The following is a 12283-nucleotide window of genomic DNA, read 5'->3' on the forward strand; positions in this document are numbered from 1 at the left end:
TTGTAAAGTTGATGCAGAATGCCACAAGACATCTACCTGCGACTATTCGATTGCATGGTACCCAATCAATTATTTAACTGTGTACACACCCGGAAGGATGGGCCGGAAGGCTGGATCGGAAGGCTAGTCGGAGGGACGGGATCGAGGGGACGCAGGGAGGCCTGCTCGGCGGCGTAGGCGATGCCGTCGACGACGGCGCGGCCCCAGGGGTCGACGGTCTCGAACGTGCCGCGTGCCAGCTCGGAGCCGTCCTCGGCGGCGAGCACGCGGACCTTCTCGCCCAGCCAGGCGAGGCGGGACAGGTAGTCGTCTCGGACGCCGTCGAGCGGTCGGTCGCCGCCCGCTGCCGCCCAGGCGTCGACCCGGCCGACGACCGCGTCGCGCAGGGACTTCGCCAGGGGCGAGAAGGACGGTGCCTCGCCCAGCTCCGCGAGGGAGATCGCGCCCAGGTCGCGCGGCGCGCTCACCACGTTCACGCCGATCCCGCAGACGGCGAACGTGTCGCCGGCGTCGTCGCGCGCCGCCTCCACGAGGGCCCCGGCGAGCTTGCGCCCGCGGGCGAGAAGGTCGTTGGGCCACTTGAGCCGCGCCTCCCGCAGCACGTCGGCCGCCCCGAGCCCGCAGACCGCCGCCAGGCCCGGGAGGCGCGTCGGCGCCACGGCGGGGCGCAGCACCACGGAGAGGTAGAGGTTGCCGGCGGGAGACTCCCACACGTGGCCCCGGCGCCCGCGCCCCGCCGTCTGGCGCCGCGCGGCGACGGCCGTGCCGTGCGGCGCCCCGGCACGCCCGAGCCCGAGCGCGTCGTCGTTGGTGGAGCCGGTCTCCTCGAGTACTGTGAGTAGCTGCTTTGCCGTCATGCCGACCTGTTCGTCGGGGGTGGGTCCGTCACGGAGCATGTTAACGTTACCCATGTGTAGACCTCATGGCAAAATCGCCCAACCGGCATAAGACCGCGTTCAGCTTCGCGTCTTTTGCTAGCCTACCAAAGAGATGTTGACGCGTTAACAATTTGGCGCCAACCACGAACCAAGACGGGAGGCGACATGGGGTTCTGCGTACTGGGTACCGGCTCCGCTCTGCCCGAGCGTGCGGTCACCAACGACGAGCTCTCCGAGTTCCTCGACACCTCTGACGAGTGGATCTCCCAGCGCACCGGCATCTCGGAGCGCCGCCTGTGCACCACCGAGACTCTGGACGACCTTGCCGTCGCCGCCAGCCGTGTCGCCCTCGAGGCCGCCGGCGTGACGCCCGACCAGCTCGACCTCATCGTCTGCTCCACCACGAGCGGCGACCACCTCATGCCCGCCGAGGCCTGCGCCGTCGCGGAGCTTCTCGGCGCCTCCTGCCCCGCCTTCGACGTCTCCGCCGCGTGCGCGGGCTTCGTCTTCGCGATGGACGTGGCGGACGGCTATCTGTCCCGGGGCCGCGCGGAGCGCGTGCTCGTGGTCGCGGCCGAGAAGGTCAGCCGCCTCGTGGACTGGTCCGACCGTGCCACGTGCGTCCTCTTCGGCGACGGAGCCGCGGCCGCCGTGCTCGGCGCCGGCGGGGAGAACCCGCTCTCCGTCCGTCTCACCACCGATCCCACCGTCGAGGTGCTCCACGTCCCCGGAGTCCCCGGCACCTCCCCCTACGACAAGACCGACCGCCCCGAGCCGCACCTCGCGATGGAGGGCCGCCGCGTCTTCAAGTTCGGCGTGAACGCGATCGTGACCTCCGTCACCGAGCTCTGCGAGGAGGCCGGCGTCTCCGTCGACGACGTCGATCACTTTGTCTTCCACCAGGCCAACGAGCGCATCCTCTCGTCGGCCGTGAGCCGTCTGGGCATCGACGACGCCAAGGTGGCGCGCGCCCTCGCCGAGACCGGCAACATCTCGAGCGCCTGCATCCCGCTCGCGCTCGACCGCCTCGCCCGCTCGGGCTCCCTCGAGCGCGGCCAGCTCGTCGCCCTCGTCGGCTTCGGCGCGGGCCTCGACACGGGGGCGTGCCTGCTGCGCTGGTAGCGCGGCCCGCCCCGGCCAACCGTCCATTGGAGCGCCCGACGGGCGCATGGAGAAAAAGGAGTACCAACAATGGCAGACCAGACCACCTTCGACCGCGTGTGCGCCATCGTCCGCGAGCAGGCCGGCCTTGACGACGTCGAGCTGACCGCCGAGACCAAGCTCTCCGAGGTCGGTCTCGACAGCCTCGCCACCGTCGAGGCCGTCATGGCGTGCGAGGACGAGTTCGGCATCGAGATCGACGCCGAGTCCAACCCCGCCACCATCGGCGAGTTCGTCTCCATGGTCGAGTCCCTCCTGGAGAACTAGTCATGCTGCGCACCCCCATCTGTGACCTTCTCGGCATCGAGAAGCCCGTGTTCCAGGGCGGCATGGCCTGGATCGCCGACGCGAGCCTCGCCGCGGCGGTCTCCGAGGCCGGCGGCCTCGGCATCATCGCGGCCATGAACGCCAACGCCGACTGGCTGCGTGACCAGATCCACGAGCTCCGCGAGAAGACCGACAAGCCCTTCGGCGTGAACGTGATGCTCATGAGCCCGTTCGCGGAGGAAGTGGCCCAGGTCGTCATCGACGAGCACGTCCCCGTGGTCGTGACCGGCGCCGGCAATCCCACCAAGTACATGAAGGCCTGGAACGCCGCGGGCATCAAGGTCATCCCCGTCGTCGCCTCCGTGGCCATGGCCAAGCTCGTCCAGCGAGCGGGCGCCGTGGCCGTCGTGGCCGAGGGCACCGAGTCCGGCGGGCACATCGGCGAGACCACGACCATGGCCCTCGTGCCGCAGGTCGTCGACGCCGTGAAGATCCCCGTCATCGCCGCCGGCGGCATCGCCGACGGGCGCGGGGTCGCCGCCGCCCTCATGCTCGGCGCCGTGGGGGTCCAGGTGGGGACGCGCTTCCTCGTGGCCGACGAGTGCACCGTCTCCGACAAGTACAAGGAGATGGTCCTCAAGGCCAACGACATCGCCACGCGCGCCACGGGCCGCTCGACCGGACACCCGGTCCGTGCTCTCAAGAACCCGTTCTCCAACAAGTACGCCCAGATGGAGTCCTCGGGCGCGCCCGAGGAGGAGCTCAACGCCTTCGGCACCGGCGCCCTGCGCAAGGCCGCCAAGGAGGGCGACTACGAGAACGGAAGCTTCCTCTGCGGTCAGATCGCCGGCATGGTCTCCGAGCGCCAGAGCGCCCTTGAGATCGTCGACGACCTCGTGAACGGGGCCGAGAAGGTCCTGGCTGGAGCGATGCAATGGGTAAAGTAGCCTTCCTCTTCGCCGGCCAGGGCGCCCAGCACCCCGGCATGTGCGCGGACCTGATCGAGTCCGAGCCCGCGGCCAAGGCCGTCTTCGACGTCGCCGACGCCGTGCGCCCCGGCACCACCGAGCAGTGCCTTTCCGGCACCAAGGAGGAGCTGGCGCAGACCATCAACACGCAGCCCTGCGTCTTCGCCGCCGACCTCGCGTGCGCCCGCGCGCTCGCCGCGCGCGGCGTGACGCCGGACGTGGTGGCGGGCTTCTCGCTCGGCGAGGTCGCCGCGCTCACCTTCGCCGGCGCCTACACCGACGAGCAGGGCTTCGAGCTCGTGTGCCACCGCGCCGAGCTCATGGCCGACGCCGCCGAGAAGAACCCCGGCGCCATGCGCGCCGTCGTGAAGCTCGACGCCGAGACCGTCGAGCGCCTCGCCGCCGAGGCGGGGGAGGCCTGGCCCGTGAACTACAACAGCCCGCTGCAGACCGTCGTCGCGGGCACCGAGGAGGCCTGCGAGAGGCTCGACCTTCTCGTCAAGGAGGCCAAGGGTCGCGCGATGAAGGTCGCCGTCTCGGGCGCCTTCCACAGCCCGTTCATGGCCGACGCCGAGAAGGGCCTCGCCGCCTACCTCGCCGGCGGCCACGCCCCGGCGCAGCCGTCCGTCCCCGTGCTGGCCAACCGCACGGGAGAGGCCTACCCGGCCGACGAGGCCGGGCGCGTGGCGCTGCTCTCCAGCCAGGTGGCCAACCCCGTCCAGTGGGTCCGCACCCTACAGAACATGGCCTCCGACGGCGTCGACACCTTCGTCGAGGTGGGCCCCGGCAAGACCCTGACGGGTCTCGTCTCCCGCACGCTCGAGGGCGTCACGGCGCTGCCGTGCGAGACCGTCGAGCAGCTCGAGGCGGTCCTCGCCGCGCTGGCGGAGAAGGGGGAGTAGCCATGGCAGAGAAGACCGGGGCCATCGAGCGCGACGCCGAGCGCCGCGTGGCCCTCGTGACCGGCGCCTCCCGCGGCATCGGCCGCGCCATCGCCGAGGGGCTCGCCGCCGACGGCTTTGACCTCGCGCTCGTCTACGCGGGCAACGAGGCCGCGGCCGCCGAGGCCGTCGCCGCCTGCGAGGCCGCCGGCGCCACCGCGCGCGCCTATCGCTGCGACGTCTCCGACCCCGAGGCCGTCAAGGCCACCGTCGATGCGGTCCTCGCCGACTTCGGGAGCGTCTGGGCTCTCGTCAACAACGCGGGCGTCACCCGTGACGGCCTGCTCGTGCGCATGAGCGACGAGGACTTCTCCCGCGTGATCGACGTCAACCTCAAGGGCGCCTTCCACACCGCCCGCGCCCTCACGCGCGCCTTCATGCGCCAGCGCGGCGGTCGCATCGTGAACATGGCCTCCGTCGTGGGCCTCATGGGCAACGCCGGCCAGGCCAACTACGCCGCCTCCAAGGCCGGCCTGATCGGCCTCACCAAGTCGCTGGCGCGCGAGCTCGCGCCGCGCGGCGTCACGGTGAACGCGATCGCGCCCGGCTTCGTGGAGACCGACATGACGGCCGTGCTCTCCGAGGGCGTGGTCGAGAGCTACGAGAAGCAGATCCCGCTCGGCCGCCTTGCCAGCGCGGACGAGGTCGCGGCCGTCACCCGCTTCCTGGTGAGCGACGCCGCGTCCTACGTGACCGGCGAGGTCATCCGCGTCGACGGCGGCATGGCGATGTAAAGGTCAAAGGGGAACGGCCTCCTTCTGACCCACTTATGATCCGTTGGGAGTTGAGATGGAACACAGGGTTGCAATCACCGGCATCGGCGCGGTCTCGCCGCTCGGCAACACCGCCAAGGAGACCTGGGAGGGAATGGTGGCCGGCCGCTGCGGCATCGGCCCCATCACCCACTTCGACACCGAGGCCTTCAAGGTCAAGGTGGCCGCCGAGGTGAAGGGCTTCGACGGCGCCGCGCTTCTCGGCAGGCAGGAGGCCGCGCACCTGGACCTCTTCGCGCAGTACGCGCTCGTCGCCTCCGACGAGGCCATGGCCGACGCCGGGCTCGACGCCGAGGGCGCGGTCGACCACGAGCGCCTGGGCGTCTACGTCGGCTCCGGCGTGGGCGGCATCAACACGTTCGCGGACAACGTCCACACCATCTCCGACCGCGGCCCGCGCCGCGCCTCCCCGTTCATGATCGCCGCCATGATTCCCAACATGGCCGCCGGCAACATCGCCATCCGTCACAAGGCCTACGGCCCCACGCTGCCCGTCGTGACCGCCTGCGCCACCTCCGCCCACGCCGTGGGCGAGGCCTTCCGCGCGGTCAAGCACGGCTACGCCGACGCCATCCTCGCCGGCGGCGCCGAGGCGGCCATCATGCCCGAATCCATCGCCGGCTTCACGAGCTGCCGCGCCCTCACCACCAACCCCGACCCCGACACGGCCTGCCGCCCGTTCGACGCCGACCGCGACGGCTTCGTCATGGGCGAGGGCGCCTGCGTGCTTGTCCTCGAGGAGTGGGAGCACGCCGTCGCGCGCGGCGCCCACATCTACGCCGAGGTCGTGGGCTACGGCAACACCGACGACGCCCACCACATCACCAGCCCCGACCCCGAGGCCGCCGGCATCACCCGCGCCATTCGCCTGGCCGTCGAGGAGGGCGGCGTGAAGCCCGAGGAGGGCCTCTACATCAACGCCCACGGCACCTCCACCAAGCTCAACGACTCCTCGGAGACCAAGGGCTTCAAGCAGGCGCTGGGCGAGGAGAACGCGCGCGCCGCGCACGTCTCGTCCACCAAGTCGATGACCGGCCACATGATCGGCGCCACGGGCGCCGTGGAGGTCATGGCCTGCGCCCTGGCGCTCGAGAACGGCGTGGTGCCGCCCACAATCAACTACCGCACCCCCGACCCGGAGTGCGACCTGGACTATACGCCCAACGAGGCCGTGAGCTGCGAGCTTACGTGGGCGCTCTCCACCAACCTCGGCTTCGGCGGCCACAACGCGGCCATCGCGCTGCGCGCGGCCGGAAGGGAGTAGACATGGACTCCGAGAAGATCGCCCAGATCGCGGACATCATGGAGAGTCGCGGACTCACCCGCGTGCGCGTCGAGGAGGGTGACGGCTCTGCCGTCGAGCTCGAGCGCGGGTTCGCCGCGCCGGCCACCCCGGCCCCCGTGCCGGCGGCGCCCGTGAGCGCCCCCGCGCCCGCAACGGTCCCGGCTCCCGCACCGGCCCCCGCCCCGGCGGAGCCCGGCGACGAGGCTCTCGACATGGCCCACACCACGGCCGTCCGCGCCCCCATGGTCGGCGTCTTCTACGCCGCTCCCGCCCCCGGCGCCGAGCCCTTCGTGCACGTGGGCTCCAAGGTCAAGAAGGGCGAGACCCTCTGCGTGATCGAGGCCATGAAGGTCATGAACGAGGTCACCGCCGAGGCCGACGGCGAGATCGTGGACATCTGCGTGAAGGACGGCGACCTCGTCGAGTACGGCTGCTGTCTCATGAAGATCTACTAGGGGAGGGCGCCGCATGAACAAGGAGGAGCTCAAGGGCCTGCTGCCGCATCGCGAGCCGATGCTTCTGCTCGACGAGGCCGAGGTCGTGGACGGGGAGGCCCACGGGCGCGTCACCATCACCGGCGACGAGTTCTTCGTCCAGGGCCACTATCCCGGCAACCCCATCGTCCCCGGCGTCATCCAGTGCGAGATGCTCGCCCAGAACTGCTGCGTGCTTCTCGCCGACGACCTCGCCGCCCAGGGCGCGACCCCGCTCTACACGGGACTGGACAAGGTCCGCTTCAAGCGCCCGGTGCGCCCCGGCGACACCGTGGAGCTCACCTGTCGCATCACGCGCAGCCGCGGCCCCTTCCGCTTCGCCTCCGGCGAGGCGCGCGTGGACGGCGAGCTGTGCTGCAAGGCGGAGATGTCCTTCGCACTCATGCCCGCCAGCAAGGCCTAGCGAGAAGCGCCCCAGACCAGCAAGTCATAACGCGCCAGGAGGCGACGATGTTCGACAAGATCCTCATCGCGAACCGCGGGGAGATCGCGGTCCGCGTGATCCGAGCCTGCAAGGAGATGGGCGTCAAGACCGTGGCGATCTACTCCACGGCCGACGCCGAGGCCCTGCACGTGGCCCTCGCCGACGAGGCCTACTGCATCGGCGGCCCGCGCCCCGCGGACTCCTACCTCAACGAGGACGCCATCATCACGGTGGCGCTGCAGTCCGGCGCCAAGGCCATCCACCCGGGCTACGGGTTCTTCTCGGAGAACTCGCACTTCGCCCGCGAGTGCCAGGAGTGCGGCCTCGTCTTCATCGGCCCGGACCCGGACGTCATCGACCGCATGGGCGACAAGGACAACGCGCGCCGCACCGCCCGCGAGGCCGGCGTGCCCATCGTCCCGGGCTGCGACCTGCTCGCGAGCGCCGAGGAGGCCGAGCGCGAGGCCGCCCGGATCGGCTGCCCCGTGCTCATCAAGGCGCGCTCGGGCGGCGGCGGTCGCGGCATCCGCAAGGTCGAGGACCCCGCCAGCGCCGGCAAGGCCTTCACCGAGGCGCACGCCGAGGCCGAGGCGGCCTTCGGTGACGGCGAGTGCTACATGGAGAAGTTCGTCTCGCCCGCGCACCACGTGGAGGTGCAGGTCCTGGCCGACGCCCACGGCAACGTGGTCTCGCTCGGCGAGCGCGAGTGCTCCGTCCAGCGCCGCAACCAGAAGCTGATCGAGGAGAGCCCGGCGCCGTGCCTGGACGCCCACCCCGGCGTCCGCGAGCGCATGCACAAGGCCGCCCGCGACCTCACGCGCGCCGTGGGCTACGTGGGCGTGGGCACGATCGAGTTCCTCTTCGCCGACGACGGCGAGTTCTACTTCATGGAGATGAACACGCGCCTGCAGGTCGAGCACCCGGTCACGGAGTTCGTGAGCGGCGTGGACCTCGTCAAGTGGCAGCTGCGCGTGGCGGCTGGCGCCGAGCTGCCCTTCTCGCAGGAGAACCTCAACGCGCACGGGCACGCCATCGAGTGCCGCATCAACGCCGAGACCCCCGAGTTCCTGCCGTCCTGCGGCGAGGTCACGATGCTGCACGTCCCCGGCGGCCCGCAGGTGCGCTTTGACTCCGCGCTCTACGTGGGTGCCGTCGTGCCTCCCTACTACGACTCCCTGCTCGGCAAGCTCATCGTCTGCTCGTCCACGCGCGAGGAGGCCATCCGCAAGATGCGCTCCGCCCTCGGCGAGCTGGTCATCGAGGGCGTGGCCGAGAACAGCGAGCTGCACCTGGACATCCTCGCCAACCCCGAGTTCGTGTCCGGCAACTACCACACCAACCTGATGGAGCACCTCTATGAGTAAGCGCGAGAAGAGCGTCAACGCCCTCGAGGGCCCGGTGACCGAGGTCGCCGCGGAGTTCCCCGAGCGCCACGTGCTGATCAAGTGCCCCGGCTGCCGTCGCGTGATCGACCAGGCCAAGCTGGCCGAGAACCTCGACGTGTGCCCGCGCTGCGGACGCCATCTGCGCGTCTCCGGTCGCAAGCGCATGCGCATGACCGTCGACGCCGGCACCTTCGAGGAATGGGACCGCGAGCTCGCCGCCACGGACTTCCTCGAGTTCCCCGGCTACGCCGAGAAGCTCGCGGACGCCCGCGAGAAGAGCCACGAGAACGACGCCGTGGTCTGCGGCCGCGGCAAGGTCGGCGGCCACGACTGCGCCCTGTTCTTCATGAGTGCCGACTTCATGATGGGCTCGATGGGCTCCGTCGTCGGCGAGAAGATCACGCGGACCTTCGAGCGCGCCACCGAGCTCGGCCTGCCGGTCGTGGGCTTCACGGTCTCCGGCGGCGCCCGCATGCAGGAGGGCACCACGTCGCTCATGCAGATGGCCAAGGTCTCCGCGGCGGTGCGTCGTCACGGCGAGGCCGGCCTGCCCTACCTGACCGTGCTCACCGACCCCACCACCGGCGGCGTCACCGCGAGCTTCGCCATGGAGGGCGACGTCATCCTCGCCGAGCCGGGCGCGCTCGTGGCCTTCGCGGGCCCGCGCGTGATCGAGCAGACCACGCACAAGCGCCTGCCCGCCGGCTTCCAGCGCTCCGAGTTCCTGCTCGAGCACGGCTTCTGCGACCTCATCGTCGAGCGCAAGGACATGGTCGCCACCATCGCCGAGCTTCTCGCCCTCCACGAGGGCAAGGTGCCGGGGCCGGGCGCGCCGCACGCGCTCGCCCACGAGGAGCCCCGCCGCGGGCGCGGCGCGCGCCCCAAGCGCACCCCCGCGCCCGAGAGCGCCTACGACATCGTCAAGCTCACCCGCTCCACGGAGCGCGCCACCGCCCTCGAGCTGATCGAGCGCGGCTGGGACGGCTTCGTCGAGCTCCACGGCGACCGCCTCTACGCCGACGACGCCGCCATCGTGGCCGGCATCGCCTGGAAGGGCGAGCGCGTCATGACCGTGGTCGCCATCGAGCGCGGCAACTCTACCAAGGAGCGCGTGCGCCGCAACTTCGGCATGGCGCACCCCGAGGGCTATCGCAAGGCCCTGCGCCTCATGCGGCAGGCCGAGAAGTTCGGCCGGCCTGTCGTCTGCCTCGTGGACACCTCCGGCGCCTACTGCGGCATCGGCGCCGAGGAGCGCGGCCAGGGCGAGGCCATCGCCACCAACCTCGTGGCCATGAGCGGCCTCAAGACGCCCGTCGTGAGCGTCGTGGTGGGCGAGGGTGGCTCGGGCGGCGCGCTGGCGCTCGCCGTGGCCGACCGCGTCTACATGCTCGGCAGCGCCGCGTACTCCGTGGTGAGCCCCGAGGGCTGCGCCTCGATCCTCTGGAAGGACACCAAGCGCGCCGACGAGGCGGCCGCGGCCCTGCACGTCACGGCCGAGGACCTCTCGCGCCTGGGGTTGATCGACGGCGTGGTGGCCGACCTCGGCCTCACGCACACCGAGATCGCCCACGACCTCGTGCGCGAGGTCGAGCTCGCCCTCGACGAGCTGGGAGGCCTCTCGCCCGACGAGCTCGTGGCACGCCGCTACGACAAGTTCCGCGCGATGGGAGGCGACCGCACATGCTCGCTCTAGTCACCGACTCCACCTGCGGCCTCACCCGCAACGAGGCCGCCGAGCTCGGCGTCGACGTGCTGCCGATGGGCTACGTGTCCGGCGGCGTGCGCCACGCGGAGGGCTTCATGGGGGAGAACGGCAGCTATGGCCGCGACGTCATCGTGAGCACCGAGGCCGTCCGCCCCTCGGCCTTCGAGGCCGCGTTCCGCCGCCACCTCGACGCCGGCGACGAGGTCCTCTGCCTCACGATCTCCGCGCGCCTCTCGGGCACGTTCCGCAGCGCCGAGCAGGCCGCCGAGGCTCTCGGCGACGCCCGCGTGACGCTGCTCGACTCCTGGGGCACGGCCGGCGCGCTCGAGTTTCTCGTCCGACGCGCCCGGGCGCTCGCCAACGCGGGCAGCTCCGTCGCCCAGATCGTCGACGAGCTCTCGGCGCTGCGCGCCTCCACGCGCATCGTCTTCAGCGTCCCCGACATGGTCGCCCTCTCCCGCAGCGGCCGCCTCGGCGCGATCCGTCGCGCGGTGGCCACCAAGCTCAACCGCTATCCCGTGATGACGCTCTCCGAGGGCGCCATCGTCAAGCTCGACGACGGCCGGGGCGCCCGCGGCATGGCCGAGGCGCTCGTCTCCCGCGCGCCCGAGGGCGCGTCGGAGCTGCTCGTCTCGCACTTCGGGGAGCGCGGGGTCGAGGCGCGCGAGGTCCTTCTCGCCGCCCGGCGCGCCTTCCCCGAGGCCCACATCCGCGTCAAGGACGGCGGCCCGGTGCTCGCCAAGCACCTCGGGATCGGCGCCGTGGCGCTCTCCTGGGCGTAGCCGCCCGCATCACCCAGTACGTACTGACAGGTTTTACGCCCCATCCGAGTCGTTTTGCGCTCGCGAGGCGTAAAACCTGTCACTCGTTCGAAGGGGGCGAGAAGAACGTGGGCGCGCGCGGCGAGAAGAACCGCGGCCGTGCGTGGACGTACGGTGAAGAATGGATACGCCCGGCCCCGTGGCGTTTTGACAACTGGAGCGGGCGCGCGTAAAGTTCATCCTCGCGTCAATCCGGGGCAGAGGTGCTGCTCAGCCCTTGAATACGGGTTACAACAGGCACGTTGTCGATAGTATAGAAGGAGAGAGCTTTGCCTACTATCAACCAGCTCGTCCGCAAGGGCCGCATGAGCGTCAAGGCCAAGTCCAAGAACGCCGCCCTGCAGCACAACCCCCAGAAGCGTGGCGTCTGCACCCGCGTCTTCACCACCACGCCGAAGAAGCCGAACTCCGCCCTTCGTAAGGTCGCCCGTGTGCGCCTCGTGAACGGCATCGAGGTCACGGCCTACATCCCCGGCGAGGGCCACAACCTCCAGGAGCACTCGATCGTCCTCATCCGCGGCGGCCGCGTGCGTGACCTCCCCGGTGTCCGCTACAAGATCATCCGTGGCGCCTACGACTGCGCCGCCGTCCAGAACCGCCAGAAGGCCCGTTCTCGCTACGGCACCAAGCGCCCCAAGTAGTCCCGCCGCGTACCTGATCGCACTCACTGAAGGAGATACACCATGCCGCGTCGTGCAGCAGCCAAGAACCACCGTCGTGAGGTCCAGCCTGACGCCGTTTACAACAACCGTCTCGTGACCCAGCTCATCAACAAGGTCCTTCTCGACGGCAAGAAGTCCACCGCCGAGCGCATCGTCTACGGTGCCTTCGACATCGTCGCCGAGAAGAGCGGCGAGGACGCCCTCACCGTCTTCAAGAAGGCCATGGACAACGTCCGCCCGACCCTCGAGGTCAAGCCCAAGCGCGTGGGCGGCGCCACCTACCAGGTGCCGATGGAGGTCAACTCCCGTCGTGCCACCACCCTTGCCATCCGCTGGATCGTCAACTTCTCGCGTGCCCGCAAGGAGAAGACGATGGCCGAGCGTCTTGCCAACGAGATCCTCGACGCCTCCAACGGCGTCGGCGCCTCTATCAAGAAGCGCGAGGACCTCTTCAAGATGGCCGAGGCCAACCGCGCCTTCTCTCACTACCGCTTCTAGTCCGCGAGACCGAGGAGAAGC

General features: G+C 70.4%; 14 protein-coding genes. 13 read left to right on the forward strand and 1 reads right to left on the reverse strand.

Annotated elements, in window-relative coordinates; translation table 11 throughout:
* Positions 1–65: 65 nt before the first annotated feature.
* On the reverse strand, positions 66–911 hold the full coding sequence (locus tag INF26_RS01000; RefSeq protein WP_193528885.1) for a biotin--[acetyl-CoA-carboxylase] ligase: 846 nt from the start codon (positions 909–911) through the stop codon (positions 66–68).
* 132 nt (positions 912–1043) lie between these two features.
* On the opposite strand from INF26_RS01000, the gene INF26_RS01005 reads away from it, so the two are divergent.
* The 13 genes from INF26_RS01005 to rpsG all read left to right on the forward strand — a co-directional run bounded on the left by INF26_RS01005 (position 1044) and on the right by rpsG (position 12262).
* On the forward strand, positions 1044–2000 hold the full coding sequence (locus tag INF26_RS01005; protein WP_193528886.1) for a beta-ketoacyl-ACP synthase III: 957 nt from the start codon (positions 1044–1046) through the stop codon (positions 1998–2000).
* A gap of 69 nt (positions 2001–2069) precedes the next feature.
* Positions 2070–2306, forward strand: a complete 237-nt coding sequence (locus tag INF26_RS01010) for a phosphopantetheine-binding protein (protein WP_193528887.1) — start codon at positions 2070–2072, stop codon at positions 2304–2306.
* A gap of 2 nt (positions 2307–2308) precedes the next feature.
* On the forward strand, positions 2309–3253 hold the full coding sequence (gene fabK / locus INF26_RS01015; protein ID WP_193528888.1) for an enoyl-[acyl-carrier-protein] reductase FabK: 945 nt from the start codon (positions 2309–2311) through the stop codon (positions 3251–3253).
* Positions 3241–4176 carry an ACP S-malonyltransferase gene (locus INF26_RS01020; protein ID WP_193528889.1) on the forward strand — a complete coding sequence of 312 codons (936 nt, stop codon included), beginning with the start codon at positions 3241–3243 and terminating at the stop codon, positions 4174–4176. Before fabK ends, INF26_RS01020 begins: the two co-directional genes overlap by 13 nt.
* A gap of 2 nt (positions 4177–4178) precedes the next feature.
* On the forward strand, positions 4179–4949 hold the full coding sequence (fabG, locus tag INF26_RS01025) for a 3-oxoacyl-[acyl-carrier-protein] reductase (protein WP_193528890.1): 771 nt from the start codon (positions 4179–4181) through the stop codon (positions 4947–4949).
* 55 nt (positions 4950–5004) lie between these two features.
* Complete coding sequence (gene fabF, locus INF26_RS01030; RefSeq protein WP_193528891.1) at positions 5005–6252, forward strand: beta-ketoacyl-ACP synthase II; 1248 nt, start codon at positions 5005–5007, stop codon at positions 6250–6252.
* Between the two features lie 2 nt (positions 6253–6254).
* Positions 6255–6728 (forward strand): acetyl-CoA carboxylase biotin carboxyl carrier protein, encoded by a 474-nt coding sequence (gene accB, locus INF26_RS01035; RefSeq protein WP_193528892.1) that lies wholly within the window; start codon positions 6255–6257, stop codon positions 6726–6728.
* Between the two features lie 13 nt (positions 6729–6741).
* Entirely contained in the window at positions 6742–7170 is a 429-nt protein-coding gene (gene fabZ / locus INF26_RS01040) for a 3-hydroxyacyl-ACP dehydratase FabZ (protein WP_193528893.1), read from the forward strand.
* Between the two features lie 47 nt (positions 7171–7217).
* Positions 7218–8555 (forward strand): acetyl-CoA carboxylase biotin carboxylase subunit, encoded by a 1338-nt coding sequence (gene accC, locus INF26_RS01045; RefSeq protein WP_193528894.1) that lies wholly within the window; start codon positions 7218–7220, stop codon positions 8553–8555.
* Entirely contained in the window at positions 8548–10269 is a 1722-nt protein-coding gene (gene accD / locus INF26_RS01050) for an acetyl-CoA carboxylase, carboxyltransferase subunit beta (protein WP_193528895.1), read from the forward strand. Before accC ends, accD begins: the two co-directional genes overlap by 8 nt.
* Positions 10257–11063 carry a DegV family protein gene (locus INF26_RS01055; protein WP_193528896.1) on the forward strand — a complete coding sequence of 269 codons (807 nt, stop codon included), beginning with the start codon at positions 10257–10259 and terminating at the stop codon, positions 11061–11063. Before accD ends, INF26_RS01055 begins: the two co-directional genes overlap by 13 nt.
* A gap of 308 nt (positions 11064–11371) precedes the next feature.
* Complete coding sequence (gene rpsL, locus INF26_RS01060) at positions 11372–11743, forward strand: 30S ribosomal protein S12 (RefSeq protein ID WP_075279247.1); 372 nt, start codon at positions 11372–11374, stop codon at positions 11741–11743.
* Between the two features lie 42 nt (positions 11744–11785).
* Entirely contained in the window at positions 11786–12262 is a 477-nt protein-coding gene (gene rpsG / locus INF26_RS01065; protein ID WP_087227308.1) for a 30S ribosomal protein S7, read from the forward strand.
* Positions 12263–12283 lie beyond the last annotated feature (21 nt).

The organism is Thermophilibacter gallinarum, assembly GCF_014982725.1.
Taxonomy (GTDB): domain Bacteria; phylum Actinomycetota; class Coriobacteriia; order Coriobacteriales; family Atopobiaceae; genus Thermophilibacter; species Thermophilibacter gallinarum.